At 71.2% G+C, this 17,373-nt stretch carries 20 protein-coding genes; 18 read left to right on the top strand and 2 right to left on the bottom strand.

Translation table 11 applies throughout. From position 1 onward, the window contains the following. Positions 1-99 precede the first annotated feature (99 nt). From ACWDD7_RS11265 to ACWDD7_RS11180, 18 genes are all read left to right on the top strand, one after another. Entirely contained in the window at positions 100-1,335 is a 1,236-nt protein-coding gene (locus ACWDD7_RS11265) for a helix-turn-helix domain-containing protein (RefSeq protein WP_392212905.1), read from the top strand. 274 nt (positions 1,336-1,609) lie between these two features. Beyond that, complete coding sequence (locus tag ACWDD7_RS11260) at positions 1,610-1,879, top strand: hypothetical protein (protein ID WP_450457160.1); 270 nt, start codon at positions 1,610-1,612, stop codon at positions 1,877-1,879. Next, positions 1,876-2,433: a hypothetical protein gene (locus tag ACWDD7_RS11255; protein ID WP_392212908.1), complete on the top strand. Its 558-nt coding sequence runs from the start codon at positions 1,876-1,878 to the stop codon at positions 2,431-2,433. Before ACWDD7_RS11260 ends, ACWDD7_RS11255 begins: the two co-directional genes overlap by 4 nt. A 261-nt stretch (positions 2,434-2,694) precedes the next feature. Beyond that, positions 2,695-3,282, top strand: a complete 588-nt coding sequence (locus ACWDD7_RS11250; protein WP_450457159.1) for a class I SAM-dependent methyltransferase — start codon at positions 2,695-2,697, stop codon at positions 3,280-3,282. Between the two features lie 209 nt (positions 3,283-3,491). After that, the gene (locus ACWDD7_RS11245; protein WP_450457258.1) at positions 3,492-3,701 is read left to right on the top strand and encodes a helix-turn-helix domain-containing protein; all 210 of its coding nucleotides are present in this window, start codon (positions 3,492-3,494) and stop codon (positions 3,699-3,701) included. A gap of 147 nt (positions 3,702-3,848) precedes the next feature. Further along, positions 3,849-3,995, top strand: a complete 147-nt coding sequence (locus ACWDD7_RS11240; protein ID WP_351878573.1) for a hypothetical protein — start codon at positions 3,849-3,851, stop codon at positions 3,993-3,995. A gap of 211 nt (positions 3,996-4,206) precedes the next feature. Next, positions 4,207-5,427 carry a phosphotransferase gene (locus tag ACWDD7_RS11235; protein ID WP_450457158.1) on the top strand — a complete coding sequence of 407 codons (1,221 nt, stop codon included), beginning with the start codon at positions 4,207-4,209 and terminating at the stop codon, positions 5,425-5,427. Then, on the top strand, positions 5,424-6,350 hold the full coding sequence (locus ACWDD7_RS11230; protein ID WP_450457157.1) for a lactate/malate family dehydrogenase: 927 nt from the start codon (positions 5,424-5,426) through the stop codon (positions 6,348-6,350). The genes ACWDD7_RS11235 and ACWDD7_RS11230 overlap by 4 nt, the downstream gene beginning before the upstream one ends. Before the next feature lie 2 nt (positions 6,351-6,352). After that, on the top strand, positions 6,353-7,495 hold the full coding sequence (locus ACWDD7_RS11225; protein ID WP_450457156.1) for a hypothetical protein: 1,143 nt from the start codon (positions 6,353-6,355) through the stop codon (positions 7,493-7,495). Between the two features lie 160 nt (positions 7,496-7,655). After that, positions 7,656-8,459 carry a hypothetical protein gene (locus ACWDD7_RS11220; protein WP_450457155.1) on the top strand — a complete coding sequence of 268 codons (804 nt, stop codon included), beginning with the start codon at positions 7,656-7,658 and terminating at the stop codon, positions 8,457-8,459. Positions 8,460-8,471: 12 nt separating this feature from the next. Continuing rightward, entirely contained in the window at positions 8,472-10,010 is a 1,539-nt protein-coding gene (locus tag ACWDD7_RS11215) for a B12-binding domain-containing radical SAM protein (protein WP_450457154.1), read from the top strand. Then, on the top strand, positions 10,007-10,666 hold the full coding sequence (locus ACWDD7_RS11210) for a dTMP kinase (RefSeq protein WP_450457153.1): 660 nt from the start codon (positions 10,007-10,009) through the stop codon (positions 10,664-10,666). Before ACWDD7_RS11215 ends, ACWDD7_RS11210 begins: the two co-directional genes overlap by 4 nt. Next, a complete protein-coding gene (locus ACWDD7_RS11205) occupies positions 10,663-11,106 on the top strand; it encodes an NUDIX hydrolase (RefSeq protein ID WP_450457152.1) in 444 nt (147 codons plus the stop codon). The genes ACWDD7_RS11210 and ACWDD7_RS11205 overlap by 4 nt, the downstream gene beginning before the upstream one ends. 219 nt (positions 11,107-11,325) lie before the next feature. After that, positions 11,326-11,694: a hypothetical protein gene (locus tag ACWDD7_RS11200; protein ID WP_450457151.1), complete on the top strand. Its 369-nt coding sequence runs from the start codon at positions 11,326-11,328 to the stop codon at positions 11,692-11,694. 19 nt (positions 11,695-11,713) lie between these two features. Continuing rightward, positions 11,714-11,896, top strand: coding sequence for a hypothetical protein (locus ACWDD7_RS11195; protein WP_450457150.1), 183 nt, complete (start codon positions 11,714-11,716; stop codon positions 11,894-11,896). A gap of 219 nt (positions 11,897-12,115) precedes the next feature. Next, positions 12,116-12,475 carry a hypothetical protein gene (locus ACWDD7_RS11190; protein WP_450457149.1) on the top strand — a complete coding sequence of 120 codons (360 nt, stop codon included), beginning with the start codon at positions 12,116-12,118 and terminating at the stop codon, positions 12,473-12,475. A 148-nt stretch (positions 12,476-12,623) separates the two neighbouring features. Beyond that, positions 12,624-14,639 carry an oxidoreductase gene (locus tag ACWDD7_RS11185; protein ID WP_450457148.1) on the top strand — a complete coding sequence of 672 codons (2,016 nt, stop codon included), beginning with the start codon at positions 12,624-12,626 and terminating at the stop codon, positions 14,637-14,639. Positions 14,640-14,670: 31 nt separating this feature from the next. Further along, on the top strand, positions 14,671-15,255 hold the full coding sequence (locus ACWDD7_RS11180; protein ID WP_351865879.1) for a PadR family transcriptional regulator: 585 nt from the start codon (positions 14,671-14,673) through the stop codon (positions 15,253-15,255). On the opposite strand, the gene ACWDD7_RS11175 is transcribed toward ACWDD7_RS11180, so the two are convergent. Beyond that, on the bottom strand, positions 15,249-15,809 hold the full coding sequence (locus ACWDD7_RS11175) for a hypothetical protein (RefSeq protein ID WP_450457147.1): 561 nt from the start codon (positions 15,807-15,809) through the stop codon (positions 15,249-15,251). The genes ACWDD7_RS11180 and ACWDD7_RS11175 overlap by 7 nt on opposite strands. Positions 15,810-16,018: 209 nt before the next feature. Next, positions 16,019-16,993, bottom strand: a complete 975-nt coding sequence (locus tag ACWDD7_RS11170) for a fibronectin type III domain-containing protein (protein ID WP_450457146.1) — start codon at positions 16,991-16,993, stop codon at positions 16,019-16,021. Positions 16,994-17,373 lie beyond the last annotated feature (380 nt).

Genomic DNA, 17,373 nt, shown 5'->3' with positions numbered 1-17,373 from the left:
AAGGCCCCTTACGGCGTCATCTGTGCGTAAGGGGCTTTCGCGCTCTCCGGCCCCCCAACGGGGGTACCGTTCCCAGTGGACGCTAGGAATGGAGCCAGTATGCCCCAATGGAGCGACTACACCACTGGTGAGCGGATCAAGGTCCTTCGCGGTCGGGAAATCCGGCAGGCCGACCTCGCCGAGATGACGGGCCTGTCCATCGTCACCATCCAGAAAGCGGAGCAGGACAAGGCCCTGTCGCTGCCAACGTTACTTGCCATCGCCGATGCCCTCGGTGTCGACACCTCCGTCGTTCTCGGCCAGCAGGCGCCGCGCCGTGCGCTGGCGCAGGGCGACCGTATGGTGATCCGCGACCTGTCGCGGGCCGTGCACGACACTGCCGCCGGCATCCTGCCGGGCGACGTTGAGCCGGTGCCTCTGGGCGACCTGGAGCTGACGACGGCCAGGTGCTGGGATCTGTACTGGAAGGGCCAGTACATCGAGGCCGGTGCAGTCATTGCACCGTTCCTCGTGGCGGCGGCTACGCACTTGCATGAGCGGCCGGACGGCGAACAGGCGTCTGCGTGGGGTGTGTTGTCGGACGCCTACCGACTCGCCGGTTATGTCGCCAACCTCATGGGCGCCCGTGACCTGGCGTACGCGTCGATCGGGCACGCACATCATGCTGCCGAGCGGGCAGCAGACGACATGCGAGTGGCTCTGGTGGGTTCCGGCCGGTCATGGGTGTACCTGCGGGACGCCCGGCTCCCCGAGGCCCTGAGGCTGGCGGAGAAGTCGGCAGCGGACATCGAGCCCCGATTCTCCAAAGCCACTCCGGAGGAGCTGGCGGCGTACGGCAGCCACGTCAACTTCGCCGCGGTGGTCGCCTCCAGGCTGGGCGACAAGGCCAGGGCTGCTGACTTCCTCTCCCAGTCGCATGCCACTGGCGCGCGGATGGGCCGGGAAGTGCGCGCGCACGGGACGCTCTTCGGGCCGGTGTCCGCCACAACTCAGGCCGTAGGCATCAACGTTGCGCTCGGGCAGACCGGCAAGGCCCTGACGCTCATCGACTCCATCCACGACGTCTCGGCGCTGACGCAGGCCGCGCAGAACCGATACGCGATGGACAAGGCGATGGCCCACGCCGATGCCCAGCAGTGGGACAAGTCGCTGGACACGCTGGAGGAAACGCTCCGCGACAACCCGGATTGGGCACGGCATCAAACCCTGCCGGGGGTCATCGTGCAGAAGATCGGCCGCGCATCCACGGCCCGACTGCGGCGGGTGTCGGAGCTGATCGGGGTGGCCCCGGGCACCGGGGAGTTTCTCCCGGCGACGGCGAAGACGGCTCTGTGACCGGGTGACTGGTACGTAGCGGACGACTTCAGGCTGTTGCGTCGTCAACAGTGCTGCCAGGCGGACGACTTGGAGCTGAACGAGTTCCGATAGTCGTCCGTCTGCTTTCTGTACCTGCACAGTCCGTAGCGGCATCGTTACGGTCATGAACAGGTCCCCCGGTGATACCTCCAGGCGTCGCGCACTCGCCGACGTAGCCGGTGGCTTCCCCGCCCGAGCATCTGTAGTGCTCTATGCCTGTATTCCGCCTGGGCAGGAGCAGGACGACATCGCCATGCGCCTGCGTCGGCACGCTGAGGCCCGTGACTGGGTGGTCGTGGGTGAGGTCTTCGACCACACTCCGACCGCAACCCCGCTGGAGCAGCGCACGAACTGGTCTCAGGCGCGGGCGTACATCACCACTGGTCAGGCCAGGGGCATCGTGACCACCTCGCGCACCACGTGCGCGCAGACCTCCGGCTCCTCGACGCTGATGGAGTGGCTGCGCGACCAGCACGCTTTCCTCTCCGAGGAGTCACCGACTGAGGCAGGTGCTGCGCGGTGACCCTGGACAAGCCCCCGACCCTGGCGCCGGTGCTGCACGGGGAGACCCTGGCGCGGCGGACGCGGGCGACGCAGTGGATGCTCCAGGCCGCCCAGTCGCAGCACACGGCGGGCATGGAGTGGACGGAGCAGGGTGTAGCCCTGCTGACCGCCGGACGGGTGTGGGACGTCGTACGGGCGCCCTACGCCGCCCTTGGCCGTGGCCTCGACCGCTGCACCGACCCGCAGGAACTACGCCGCCAGGTGAAGGCGGTGGGGGCCGGCGCGGTCTGGTGTGACCCCTACCGGCCGTGTCTCTACTTCCTGGTCCCGCCGGGCACCGACCGCCACTGGCCGTACGACAGGCGCCTGGCCGGCGTGGAGTGCATGGGAGGGACACGCCCGTACATCCACTACATCGGCGTGCCGCGTCTGGACCGCACCTCGCCGCCCGGCTTCTTCTGGCTGATTCCCCCGGACTGTGACGGCCAGGCGCTCGCAGACCCGGAACTGCTGTACAAGGCACTGCTCGCGCGCACGAGTGAGTCCAGCGCGCCCGCATCGAACACCCCATGAGCTGGCGTCGGCCGTACACGCTCCCCTCGTGCACGGCCGAGGCCTCGTCCGCACCTCTGACCTTGTGAGAGTCATGTCCGCAAGACATCCCCTGCCCCTGTTAGGCGTCATCCCGCCTGTGCTTCTTGTCGCCGGTCACGTTGCCGCCTATGTGCTCCTCGGCGTTACCGTCCACGACGACATCAGCCGGCCTCGGGCGGCCACGGCCGTGCCGGATATGCCCGTCGACCAGCCTGACCCTTCGTCCGGGGACGGCGCCGCATGAGCCCTGCGGTCCACGAGACGCGGACGGCCGGGTACTGGAACGGCCTCTACGACGCGGGCTACACCGTCGAACCGCCCACCGCCGAAGAGCGGCAGATGCTGCGAGTCTGCACGGCGGCCCGGTCCGGCATGCGCGCCCTGGACATCGGCTGCGGCCGGGGCCGGCTGAGCGCCCACATGGCCGACTGGGGGATGGACGTCACCGGGACCGACTTCAGCCTGTCCGCCATCACGGCCGCCCGCGAGACGCACCCCCAGGTCGGGGAACTGCTCGACTTCCACCTCTACGACGTCACCGCTGACAGGCCCCTCGTCCCCAACCCGGGGCCCGTCGACATCGTGGTGTGCAGGCTGTCCATGGAGTTCGTGGACAGCCCCCGCTTCATGAATCGCGTCCGCCGCTGGCTCACGCCCGATGGCGTCCTGCACATCACCACCACCGTCGCCGAGGCGATGCCGCAGGGCGTCGCGCACCGCGGCCTGTCGAGGGCTCGTATCGCCGAGCTGCGCAGCGGGTGGGCGCACATGACCGTGTACCCCATTGCCCAGGACGGCAGCCTCATCGGCGTAGTCCTACAGGGCTGATGAGCCCCCCGTCCCCTGGAACACGGGCCCAGGAGACGGGTGGCCGCTCCCCGGCCGCTCGGACGTCACAGTCGCGGCCGGGGAGCGGAACCAATCCGCGGGACGCCTGTCAGTCGGCACGGACCCGCATCGTTGTTCGGCCCGTAGCTGTAGGGCCATTACCAGGCCATCGGCCTTGAAGAAGAGAAACTGTGCCTGAGGTAGAGAAGATTGATTGGCCGGAATATCGCCGCTGGCTCAAGCCTGAGCAGAAGGCCCGTGCCATGGCGTGGTTACTGAAAAGGTATATCGAGGGTGCATCGATCCGTACCCTCGCGGAGGAAACAGGGAAGTCGTACGGCTTCATACACAAGGCCCTTTCTAACGCCGGTGTGACCCTCCGGTCACGCGGCGGTGCGAGGACGCCGCGCTCGAATTGACTGCTCAGCCCTGCTCTTTCCATTCCGCGAGCACGAGGAGAGAAGGGGGCTATTACCAGGCCATCGACCTCGTTCGCTTCTACCCGGGGCGGGCGGGAACGCATGCGGCAAGTCCCTTTTCGGATTCAACGCCATAAGGAGATTCCCGTGACCGTGGTTAAAAAGCAGGCCGATCGTGACCTCCGCGAGGTTCTCGACCAGCACCCGATCGGCGGTGCCTTCCGGCTGGTGTACGCGCCGCAGGAGCTGCTCGCGGGCTCGGCCACCGCGGTGCCGGCCCGCTCGACGTCCTGACCCGCCCGCCCAGACACCCGCCCCAGGCCGGTCGCGGCATGCGACTGCTCTGGTCCAGCCCGGCCACCGCACCCACTGCGAAGGTCCCGGCCCGGGGCGGGCCACCAGCCCCGGCCTGCTCTCCAAGAGGACAGCGACGGCAAGCCGGGACGGCGCCCTGGCCACCGCGGAGGTGGCCAGGGCGACCGCCACCCAGTTCAAGGAGGCGTTCGTGACCGTCAACGTCGATGCCGCACCAGCGCAGAAACTCCCCCGGCCTGCCGTGGTCGACCTGTTCGTCCACGCTGCCGGGCAGATCCACCGGGCCGCCGCCGAGATATGGCCGGGTGAGCCTGTGCATCTGGTGCGCCATGTCCCGAGCGTCACCGGCTACGTGCACCGTGTCTGTGTCGGGGACCGTGTCCTCTACGCGAAGACGTCGTTCCTCGGGGTATCCCTGGTGTCGCTGCTGCGTGGGACACACGGGCCCTGGCCCGACATTTGCCGGGCGCAGGAGGAGTACGTGCGGCGGCCGGACAGCCTCATCGCCCGGGAGGCCGAGCAGTTGCAGATCCTCGACAGAATCGGGCGGCCTCGCGTGTGCGCTGTCGCTGGGCTGCGGCACGGGGTGATGTTCACCGAGCCGGTCGCGGGCCCGTCGCTGGGTGATCTGCTGCTCAAGCGGCCGTGTGATGCCTGGGAGTTGCTGGCTGCCCCGTTCGCGGAGCTGCGCATGCTCCACGGGCGAGGGGCCCACCGCCGGCTCGCTCCCGGAAGAGTGATCGGGGAGCGCAGCATCTCGGCCACGTTCCTGCGGAAGTTCAACGGCCTGTGCGGAACCAGCTACGTGAACCTGCTCGGGGCCGAGCGCTGCCCCGCTGAGCTGCGGGCGGGTGTGGTCGAGACGGTGCGGCGCAGTGTGGCGCGCCTGCGGAGCCTGCGGATGGCCTTGCCCAACGCGGAGGGCACGACGCTGGTGTACGGGGACCTGAAGCCGGAACATGTCCTGTTTCCCGACGGCCCGGAGGAGCGGCCGGTACTCCTGGACCCTGGCCTCCTGCGGGCGAGCCCCATGGTGGACGTCGCCAAGCTGATCAGCCGCACCGTCCTGTTCCTGGCCGCGCATCGGCCGGGGGCGCGGGCTGCCGGCGACATCGTCGCCGGGATCAACGCCTTCGCGGAATCGCGGGCGCAGGGCCTGTCCGCCCAGGACCGGGCGGTGTGGCTGCGAAACGTGCTCACGCTGTGGCTGATGGACACGGTCAACATCTTGTCGACCTACCTGTCCGCGCCTGCCGCGCTGCCGCTGCCCGCTCTCGGCGAGACCCTCATCAACCGGGTCGTGCCGGTGTGCTTCTTCGTCGACGAGGCGAGCGCGGCCCTCTCCAGCCAGGTGATGCGGAAGGACGCGTGGGAGCTGGCCCTGGCGCGCGCCGAGGAGGTGGCCGCATGACGCCGGTGGTGGCCGCGCTGGGCGTCGTCGGCACCGGAGCGGTCGGGCAGGCGGTGGGCGGTGCGCTGGTGACCGCCGGCCTGTCCGATCGGCTCGTCGTCACATCCCGAACCCGGGAGCAGGCCGCTGCGATGACGGACGACCTGGCCGACATGCGCAGCGCCCTCGGCTCCCCGATCCGGCCGGAAGCGGCGACGGGCGACTCCCTACGTCACTGTGCGGCCATCGTGATCGCCGTGCGGGCCCGGTTCACCAATGCCCGTGACCGGGACGTCCGGATGGGCGGGGCACAGGCGAACGCGCCGTCCATCCGTGCCCTGGCAGCCCGGTTGCGCGGCTATCGCGGGACAGTCCTGATGGTCACCAACCCAGTGGACCTGATGACACGGCTGTTCGCTGAGGTGTCCGGCGTGCGCCGGGTGTACGGGATCGGCTCCAACCTCGACTCCGCCCACTACCGGCTCACCCTCGCCCGGCTCCTGGACGTGCCGCTCGACCGGGTCGACGGCCATGTCATCGGCGAGCACGGAGACGCAGCCGTGGTGTGCGCCTCCTCCACCACCGTCAACGGGAATCCGGTCCCTGTCCCGCTGCAGGAGGTGCGCGACGAACTCGCCCGGCGCCCCGGGCGGATCAACGCGGGCATCAGCCGCACCCGGTGCGGCCCGGCCGGCGCCGTGCTGTCCACGCTGCGCCTGGCCCTGGGCATCGAGAACGGCACGACCGAGCTGTCCGTCCCGCACGGCGCCGACGACTGCTACGGCATCCCCCTGCGGTTCGAGGACGGACGACCACACCCGTCCCTGCCTCCGCTGGACCCGCAGGAGGTCCGTCAGCTGGCGGCCGCCAGCACGAAGCTCCGCGCGGCTTACGTAGCCGTACGCGACATCCCGACCCAACCGCTCCCCTCAGGAGGAAGGTAGCTATGCACGCTGTACGCCTGGAGGCCGCAGGCGCCTCGGTGACCGTCATGTCCGCCGAGCGCGCCGTCACGGACTGGACGGCCCGGTACTTCGGCCAGTGGTGGAAGGCCACGGAGGTGGACGCCGAGAGTGTCCGTGCCGGCTCGGTCGTCACCGCGGACGTGTCCCCGGTGCACCACGAGGACGCAGCGCTGGGGGTCACCGAGGCTGTGCACACGAGCACCACCTACGCGAAGGCGCAGCTTCTCGTGGCCCGTGACGAGGCCGCGGGCGTGATCAGCGCCGTCTCGCCGAAGGAGGAGTTGGCCTACCGTTCCGAGCCCGCAGCGGGGCGCCTGATGATCTACGGGCGTGAGACCGAGCCGGTGGCCACCGCGACCGCCCGCCTGGCCCGAGAGGTGATGCGCGGGCAACTGCTCCGGGACGGGTGGGCCGTGCTGCATGCCTCCGCGGTCGTGCACGAGAGCCGGGTCGTCCTCACCTTCGGGCAGAAGGGTGCAGGGAAGACGACCACCGCGCTGGCTCTGGCCGCACGGGGCGGCCTCGGGCTCCTCGCCAACGACCGCGTGTTCGTCCGTCCGAACGACCACGGTGGCGTGGACGTGCTGCCGTGGCCGTCGGCCGCCGCGCTCGGCCTCGGCCTGCTCGACGGGCTGGGCTGGTCCGACACCGTCCGGGAGCGGCTGGAGCGCGGCGAGGCACTCCACCCGACCCAGGACGTCCGCGTGACGAAGGCCCTGCTCGCCGGCCGCCGGGAGCCGCTGTGGGAGGACGGGAAGGAACTCAAGACGCAGGTGTGGCCGAACCAGTTCCCCGACTGGTTCGGCGTCCCCCTGGCGACGCATGGTGAGGCGGCGGCCCTGTTCTTCCCCCGGATCGAGCAGGACGCGGAGCCGGCCCTGGAGGAAGGAGTCGTACGGGATCTGGGGTACGGCGACTTCATGAGCGGGGAGACGGAGGACCGCTACCCGGACGTGTTCGGGCTGGCCCGGGTCGACGGCGGCGGCAGCGCGGAGGCCCGCCGGGAGGTGGCTCACCTCCTGGCGGATCTGCCACACCACTCGGTGGTGCTCGGCTGGGACGTTACGGCGAACGCCGCCTTCCTGGCCAAGCTGACCGGCTGCGCCGCCGACCGGGGACAGTAGGCATGACACATCAGGACTGACCGCTTCAGCGACAGAGTTGCGGACCCTGCCTGGTCGAGCACGCAATCATCGGCTGACCCATTCCGTGGTCTTGGCGCGTCGTGCGGCTGGGACGCGAGAGGCTACGGCGAGCACAACCGCACAGCGCGAGGAGCACCCGATGAGCAGCGTTCTGACCACCGATCACCCCGCCTGGCAGTCGTACGAGGACGGCACGCACGCGCGCGCCGTCCGTACGGCCTCCGGTATCTGGGTCGTGTCCCATGACGGGGACGGCTTGCACCTGGTGTGCGTGGAGGGCACCGAGGACGTGAAGCCTCAGATCGTCAGTACCGACCCCGCGCATCTCCCGTCCGCCGCCCCGGCCGCCCTCCGTGACGGGCTCGCCCAGCTCGGCACCAGCCGGCGCCTGGCGAACCCGTGGCTGTGGGACGCGATCACCACGGCGGTCCTGCGGCAGGTCGTCCGCGCCGACCAGGCCCGCAAGCTGTACCGCACCTGGTGCAGCACTTACGGCACCACCGTAGAAGGCCCGCACGGTGCGCTCGCGGTGGCGCCCGCGTCGGCCACCGTACTCACCCTGGCCGAGGAGCAGTTCGCGGGCGTCGGGGTGAAGTTCCACCGCGCCGCGCTGCTGGCTGCCGCCGCGCACTACGAGCGGCACCACCGCGAGTGGGAGCAGTTGGACGCGGGCGCCCTGGCCCTCGACCTCATCCGCATCCCCCGCATCGGCCCGTGGACCGCCGCGGCCGCCGCATGCGATTACACCGGCGACTTCAGCACCTACCCGCACGACGATCTGGCCGTGCGCACCTGGGCCGCCAAGATCGCCCCCTCCTACCCCTGGCCCGGCAGGAAGGACAAAGCATTCGGTCCGCTGTGGACCGGCTGGGCCGGGGGCGACCGCACCGCCCTGCACACCCTCACCCTCGCCACCCTCACCTGGGGTGCGCACGCCCGATGACATGGAGGACCCATGGAGGAGTTACCGCTGATCGCGGGCGCCGACGACCGTCACCCGCTGGACGCCCTGTTCATCAACGCGCCGCTGCGTGACTACACGCTGCGGCCCCGGACCAACGACTACACCCTCCCTGTGCTGGGCATGGCGTACATCGCCACCTACGCCCGGCGGCGCGGCTTCAACGTGGGGGTGCTCGACGCGGAGGCCCACGGGCTGGGTGCCGAGGCGACCGCGAGGATCGTCAACGAGGCCGCGCCCCGCTGGGCCGCCCTGAATCTCCTCGCGCCCACCTACGAGATTGCCGCGCAGATCGCCGCCCGGCTCGATCCCGGGATCGCGCTGATGGCCGGCGGTCACCACGCCAAGGCCATGCCGGACCGGGTCCTGGCCGACCCCCGCATGCGCCACCTGCGCGCCCTCGTCCTGGGCGAAGGGGAACTCCGCGTCGCCGCCCTCCTGGAGGACGAGCAGAACCGGCGGACACTCCCCGGCGTCCTGTGGCGTGACCCTCTGCTCGGCACGCGGGCCGCCGGCATCGCCGACCCCAAGGCCGGCGCGGCACTGCTGGGCCCCGACATCGACAGCCTGCCGTACGTCGACCGGGCCTTCCTGCCCCAGGACCCCTACCGGGCCGCGCCGACGGCCACGGACCTCCGCCTGGCCGGCGAACGGCCGTGGCTCGGGGGGATCGGTGCCCAGGGGCACTGGGAGGCCAACATCGTCGGAAGCCGGGGCTGCCCCTACAACTGCACGTTCTGCGGCGCCGCCGTCTCCGCCAACCCCGACGTCACGATCCGCGTGCGCTCGCCCGAGAACATCATCGGCGAACTCGACCAACTGCACGACGAGTACGGCGTGACCGCCTTCCGCTTCGTCGACGACCTGTTCCTCGGCGCGGGCCGGGTCATCGACCAGCAGATGGAGACCTTCACCCGGCACACGATCGGCGACCGGTACGTCTGGGACGCCACCGGCCGCATCAACGTCCTCGACCGGCTCACCGACGCCGCCCTGGACCGTCTCGTCACCAACGGGCTGCGGGAGGTCGCCCTCGGTATCGAATCGGGCAGCGACCGCATCCTGGCCGCGATGGACAAGCGGATCGACGCCGAGATGACCGAGCGCGTGACCCGCCGCCTGGTCGCCCACGGCATCGGCGTGAAGGGCTACTTCATCCTCGGCTTTCCCGGCGAGACTCAAGCGGACCTCGACGCGACCGTCCAGCACATCCGCAACCTGTGGGCCATCTCCGACCAGCATGCCGGCGACATCCGCGCCAGCGTCTTCGAGTTCCGCCCCTACCCGGGCACACCTGTGTGGAGGACCCTCACCGAAGAGGGCGGCTATCACCCGGACGACCTCCTCGCCTACGGGGACGTCGACCTCACCCGGGACGGCGCCGACGAATCCATGCGCAGCCGCGACGAGTTCAACTTCAGCGTCGGCATCCAGTTCGGCGACGTGCCCCTGCCCACGGTCCGTTCCACGCTCGCGATGCTCACCCGGGAGCAGCACGCACGGCACCAGACCGGACTGGGGACGGCCGCATGACCGGAGGCCGCAAGGGCTTCTTCGTCTCGATCGACGGCCCCAGCGGGGTGGGCAAGTCCACCACGATCAGGGAACTACGCACGGTCCTGGCCGAGCGCGGCGTCACCGCCCGGTGGACGGTCGAGCCGCCCCGCGGGGACTTCCTCGGGGATTTCACCCGCTCGCACGGCGGCCAACTCCACGGCCTCGCCCTGGCCTGCCTGGTCGCGGCCGCCCGCTACCGGCACATCGAGACCACCATCGCCCCCGCCCTCGGCCGCGGCGAGCTGCTGATATCCGACCGGTACATCGCATCGACGCTCGCCCTCCAGCGACTCGACGGCGTACCGCTGGACTTCCTCCTGCTGCTCAACGACTACGCACCGCAGCCCGACCTGGCGGTCATCCTCACCGCCTCTCCCGGCACGATCGCCGACCGCATCGCCCAGGCCGGCGTCACCCACCGCTTCCGGGCCGACCCCACAGCACCCGGTCGCGAGGTCGAGCTGTACCCGGATGCCGCCAACCTCCTCGAAGACCTCGGGGCCAAGGTGCTGATGATCGACAGCACCGGGATACCCCCGTCGGAGGTCGCACGCCGGATCGCCGACGCGATCCCCGCCCTCCCGCTACCGTCAGAACCCCCAGCCACCACCCCGACCCCCCAGGAACCATGAGCGCACAGCCGGCACAGCCCACCATCGACACCCACGTCCTCCTCCGCGACGGCGACAAGATCCTCCTCTCCCAGCGCGGCGGCCCCTACGGTCACGGCCGATGGCACCTGCCCTCCGGCAAACTCGACCAGGGCGAACCCCTCACCGCCGGGGCAGCCCGCGAACTGTCCGAGGAGACCGGCGTTCAGGTTGACCCCGCTCGTCTGGAGCTCCAGCACGTCGTGCACCACCGGCAGGAAGACGGCTCCGAACGCATCGGATTCTTCTTCGTGGCCACCGAGTGGGAAGGAGCGCCCGTCAACAAGGAGCCCGAGAAGTGCCTGGCGCTCCAATGGTTCGCCGACCATGACCTGCCCGAGGACATCATCGAGTACCCCGCCGCCGGCCTGTACGGCTGCCTCGACCAGCCCAGCGGCCTGACCCTGCACGGCTGGCAGTAACGAAGGGGCCGTGGCCACGGTGGTGGTCACGGCCATGACGGGCCGCCGCTGCCGCCTCGTACTCAGGGCCCGCACTCCCGGCCACGCTTCCAGCATTCACTCGAAAGAGTGAATGCTGGGGCGCGGAGATGACACCTCCAGCGCGCTGTCTGCGGTTCTACCGCAGGCAGCGCAGAAACCGGTGTGCCGACGGGCGGGCGGGGCCCCTACACCAGACGCGTGACCGTACAACCCCTGCCCGCCGCTGTCGGCCCCGCGCCGGTCATGCGGTACGTCGAAGACCAGCGCGATGACCGCCTCAGCCTGACCGCTACGGCTCGCCGCCTGCCCTCCGTCCTTGCCCGCACTCTGCGCCTGGCCTGGCACGCCGACCGTCGTGCCCTGATCGGCATGCTCGCCGCCCAGGTCGCGGCCGCCGTCCTGGCCGCGCTCGCCCTGACCACCACCCGGCTGATCGCCGTGACTCTGACGGCAGTCATCGCCTACGGCCGGCACGAGTCCGTCGCCCCCGCCCTCCACGCCGCCGCGGCCCCGGCCGGGTGGCTGACCGCCGCGCTCGCCGGGGCTCGTGCACGCGGGCGGTGGTGACATTCACGCGGTCAAGAAGGTGCTTCGGCATTCGACGATCGCCCTGACGTCGGATACGTACACCGAGCTGTTGGAGGACGTCGACCGGGGCATCGCGGAGAAGGCGGCGCGCCTGGTCCCGCGAGCCCGGCGCCGCGTCGACAGTGAGTCGGCTACGCCCGTCGACGACGCGCAGGACTTCGAGTCCGGCGAGGCTGCGTAGGCTGTCGAACGAGCGAACCCGAAGGGCCCCGTCGACACAGGTCACGGGGCTCTTCTGCTCGCTCATGGCTCGCTCGAACGCCCCGTAACGGGGCGGCATGCTGTGGCATGAGCCGACAGGAAGTGAGTACGCTCGAAGCGTCGGGGAGGCCGCTGACCAGCACTGTTCGGCAGCGCTCGGCAGTACGCGTCACCAGACATCGCGAAGGGAGTCGTACCTATGCCTGATCCGGAAACCGTCATGGTGGAGATCAGCGGATGCTCCAAGGAGGACGCGCGTCTCGTCTTCGAGGCGCTGAGTGCCTGCTTCGCATCCGACCGGGGCGCGGACGAGGTGCCCCGGCAGCTCCACGAGACCCGCCCGATGGTGTGGCTCGGAAATTACGACGTCGCGGACGCCCACCAGCAGGGCTGCCCGCCGGTCCACCTCCGCTCGTCCGTCCAGGCGGACGTCCAGGGCGGCTACTGGGCCGTGGACCGCTTCCGTCACACCCTGGACTCCATGTTCACCGTCCAGGAGACCTGTACGGCCTCCGGTGACCAGGAGCGAGACCTGCATCTGCGACTGGAAAGTCGCTGACCGGTACACCGTCGCGGCGCCCCGGGCCGGCCCTTCGCCGCCCGGGGCGCCGTCGTGTCCTGGCCGGGTTCTTGTGCAACTAGTTGCATAAACGGCTTCGGGTGCTCTACAACAAGATGCGACCGCATCTGTGCACGGAGGGCCTGACATGAGCCGTTACCCCCACTTGCTGACCCCGCTGGACCTGGGGTTCACGACGTTGCCGAACCGGGTGCTCATGGGGTCCATGCACGTGGGCCTGGAGGAGGCCGAGCGCGGGTTCGAGCGGATGGCGGCGTTCTACGCCGCCCGGGCCCGCGGCGGCGTCGGGCTCATCGTGACCGGCGGGATCGCGCCGAACGAGGAGGGGCGGCCGTACGAGGGCGGGGCCATGCTCACCACCGAGGCGGAGGCCGAGCGGCACCGGGTCGTCACCGACGCCGTGCACCGCGAGGGCGGCCGGATCGCGATGCAGATCCTGCACTTCGGGCGGTACGCCTACCACGAGGACCTCGTCGCCCCGAGCCCCCTGCAGGCGCCGATCAGCCCCTTCGTGCCCCGCGAGCTGTCCGACGCCGACGTCGAGCGGACCATCGGGGACTACGTCCGCGCCGCCCGCCTCGCCCGGCACGCGGGATACGACGGCGTCGAGATCATGGGCTCCGAGGGCTACCTCGTCAACGAGTTCATCGCCGCCCGCACCAACCACCGCACCGACCGCTGGGGCGGCTCCTACGAGAACCGGATGCGCTTCCCGGTCGAGATCGTCCGCCGGGTCCGTGAGGCCGTCGGCGAGGACTTCATCATCGTCTACCGGCTGTCCATGCTGGACCTCGTCCCCGGCGGCTCCTCCCACGCGGAGGTCGTCACCCTCGCCAAGGCCGTCGAGGCCGCCGGCGCCACGATCATCAACACCGGCATCGGCTGGCACGAGGCCCGCATCCCCACCATCGCCACCTCCGTGCCGCGCGGCGCCTACACCTGGGTCACCAGGAAGCTGATGGGCGAGGTGGCCGTCCCGCTGGTGACCACCAACCGCATCAACACCCCCGAGCTGGCCGAGGAGTTGCTGGCCGGCGGCTACGCCGACATGGTCTCCATGGCCCGGCCCATGCTCGCCGACCCCGACTTCGTCGCCAAGGCCGCCGCCGGCACCCCCGAGGCCATCAACACCTGCATCGGCTGCAACCAGGCCTGCCTCGACCACACCTTCAGCGGCAAGCTCACCTCCTGCCTGGTCAACCCGCGCGCCTGCCACGAGACCGAGCTGGTGCTCGCCCCGACCCGGACCAAGAAGCGCGTCGCCGTCGTCGGCGCCGGTCCCGCCGGACTCGCCTGCGCCGTCAGCGCCGCCGAACGCGGCCACGCCGTCACCCTGTTCGACGCCGCGAGCGAGATCGGCGGCCAGCTCAACGTCGCCCGCAAGGTCCCCGGCAAGCAGGAGTTCGACGAGACCCTGCGCTACTTCCGCCACCAGCTCGACGCCCACGGCGTGACCGTACGGCTCGACACCCGGGTGAGCGCCGAGGACGTCGCCGACTTCGACGAGGTGGTCGTCGCCACCGGCGTCACCCCGCGCGTCCCCGACATCCCGGGCGTCGACCACCCGTGCGTCCTCGGCTACCTGGACGTGCTGCGCGACGGCGCCCCCGTCGGCGACCGCGTCGCCGTCCTCGGCGCCGGCGGCATCGGCTTCGACGTCGCCGAGTTCCTCACCGACGGCGGCGACAAGGCGAGCGAGGACCCCGAGACGTACTTCCGCAACTGGGGCGTCGACATGGAGTACAGCGAGCCCGGCGGCCTCACCGAGCCCCGCCGCCCGGCCACGCCCCGCCAGGTCCATCTGCTCCAGCGCAAGACCACCAAGGTCGGCGCCGGGCTCGGCAAGACCACCGGCTGGATCCACCGCACCGAGCTCAAGCACCGCGGCGTCACCATGGTCCCGGGCGTGCGCTACGACCGCATCGACGACGCGGGTCTGCACATCACCGTCGGCGAGGAGAGCACGGTCCTGGAGGTCGACACGGTCGTCCTGTGCACCGGCCAGGAGCCGCGCCGCGACCTGTACGAGGCGCTGGTGGCGGCCGGGCGCAGCGTCCATCTCATCGGCGGCGCGGACGTCGCGGCCGAGCTGGACGCCAAGCGCGCCATCAAGCAGGGCACCGAGGTGGCGGCGGCGCTGTAGGTCCCGTACGGGGCATCCCTAGGATGAGTCCATGTCACTCCCGCACGCGATCCTCACCGCCCTGCTGGAAAGGCCGTCGTCCGGGCTGGAGCTGACCCGCCGGTTCGACAAGTCGATCGGCTACTTCTGGTCCGCGACGCACCAGCAGATCTACCGCGAGCTGGGAAGGCTGGAGGGCGAGGGGCTCATCCGGGCACTGCCGGCCGCCCAGCCGGCCCGTGGGCAGAAGAAGAGCTACGAGGTACTGCCCGCGGGCCGCGCCGAACTGGCCCGCTGGGCCGCCGCCGCACAGGACCCGAAGCCGCTGCGGGACACGCTCCTGCTGCGGCTGCGCGCCTCGGCGGTGGTCGGCACGGACGGCATCGAGGCGGATCTGCGCCGCCATCTTGAGCTGCACCGGCGGCAGTTGGGCGAGTACGAGGAGATCGAGCGGCGTGACTTCCCGCCGGGCCGGGACGCCCCCGAGGACCGGCTGCGCCATCTGGTGCTGCGGGCGGGCATCGATCTGGAGACCTTCTGGACCCAGTGGCTCGCCCACGCCCTCGACGAGTTCGCGCGGCTGCCCGAGGCCGAGCGGGGCGGGACCGGCCTGCCCGGAGGGGACCGGCCTCAGTAGCGGTTCGGCCTCGTCCGGCGGCGCAGGTACCACCCCGTCGTGACGACCCCCGCGCCCACCAGCGCCGCGCCGACGCCCACCGTCAGCCGGCCGTGGTCGCGTACGGCACCGCCGAGTCCGCCGTTCACCCCCTGGTTCGGAGCCGGCCGGGTGGTCGTCGTCCCCGGCCTGGAGGTCGCCGCGAGCGTCGGCGCGGACCCGGCGGAGACGATCACCGACTGGCTGCCCGCCGTACTGCCGCTGGAGCAGACCACCACCACGGTGTACGTTCCCGGGCTGACCTTGGACCAGGCCGCGGACTGGCTGATGGTGGTGCCCGACAGCGCCACCTGACGGCCCTGTGCGAAGTTCGCCTGGCTGCTGGTGAGCAGGGCCGCGGTGCCCCAGCTGCCGTTGATTTGGGTACACGCGCTGGTGACCACCGAGACACTGGACCCCGTGGTGCTGACGGAGATGCCGGAGACCGCGGCCGAGGGCGCCGCGAGCACGGCCGGGAGCACGGCGGCGGCCGCCAGGGCCAGACCGGAGCTGAGCGGAGATATGGAGTTGCGCATTGGTGGGCCTCCGGCGGCACGGCCGGCGGTACGTCCCATGCGCCGCCCAGGGTCGGGGAACATCCGTGCTGCCTGGTCAGCAGCCAACGCGGCCCCGGGGGCCGCCGCACCCGGACGGCCTCCGGCCGGGTGACGGAAACGCACGTCCGGCGCAGGGCGGGTCCTCACCTGATGCGCCGGGCGGCGACCTGTGGTCAGGGGCGCGCGCGTCAGTGCCCCGTGGTCACCGCGCGCTCCGCCGACCAGCCGCCCCAGGTGCCGTCCGGGAGCCGTGCCCGCAGCCGTACCCGGTGCTCCTCCCCGGCGGCGCGGCCCAGGTAGAAGCTGTAGCGGGCCCGGCCGCGCGGCGGGGTGCCGCCCCATTCCAGCGAGGTCGCCGTGGTGCCGTCGAGCCGGATCGCGTACTCGGTGATCACCCCGTCGGTGTCCGGCGGGTCCCAGGCCAGGTCCAGGTAGTAGGCCCCGTCCGCGCGGTGGGTCGCGGCGGTGAAGCCGGTCGGCGCGGTGGCCCGGCCGTCGTCGCCGCCCGGGGTGGTGAGGCGCACCGGCGCACTGGCGGGGGAGAGGTTGTCGGCCGCGTCCCGGGCCCGCACCGTGAACACGTACCGGATGCCGGGACGCAGCCCAGAGACCACGGCTGCGGTCCGGTCCCCGCCGACGCTGTGGACCCGGACCCCGCCCTGGGAGATGTCGTACGACACCACGCCCCGGTCGTCCCGCGAGGCGCCCCACGTGAGCCGGACGGCCCGGCTGCCGACGGGGCGCCCGGTGGGGGCGCCGGGGCGGGTCGGCGCCGAGCGGTCGGCGGCGACCCGGGCGGGGGTGCGGGCCCGTGCCGCCCGGCTGGGCGGTCCGAGGCGCCCCGCGGTGTCCCGGGCCCGCACGGTGAAGGCGTACGCGGTGGACGGCTCAAGGCCGACGACGTCCACCATGCGCTCGGTACCGGGCACCTCGGCCGCCTTCCTGCCGCCCCGGTACACCTCGTAGGCGTGGATGCCGGAGCCGCTCGGCACCGCGTTCCACATCACGTGCACGGTGGTGGCGCTGCCGGCCTGGGCGGTGACCCCGGTCGGGGCGCCCGGCATCCGGCCCTCGTCGCCGTCGTCGGCGCGGCCGAGGCCGCAGGAGGTCAGGAGCAGCAGGGCTCCGGCGACCAGCACGAGCGGAAGGGGAACACGTCGCACGGTGCTGCCTCCACGGTCGGTTCGGGTCGACGGCCCGGCAATGGTCCGGACCAATATGGCCCGGTCGGTGCGCCCACGGCAAGGGCCCGTTGTGGAGCACGCCCGGAAGTTACGTATGCTGAACGTCCCTACGGCTGAACTCCTCGCGAGGGCAGGGGAGTTCATGCCTGTGGCGCGGAAACGCTGTCGTCGCCGAACCCGCGCCGGCGCGGGTGGCCGGAGGGTCTGGACCGAGGCGGGTCCGGGCCCCCGGCCCCTGTTGTCCACTCGGGCCGACCTCCCGTTCATGCGCCGTGTAGACCAAATGCCCGAACTATTACCTCATGGGTTGTCAGAAGCGTGCTCCATCCGGCCGCTTCGGGGTGGCCCGGGCGGACGGG

The organism is Streptomyces sp. NPDC001056 (assembly GCF_053598955.1).
This window is presented reverse-complemented; position numbering and strand designations above follow the sequence as displayed.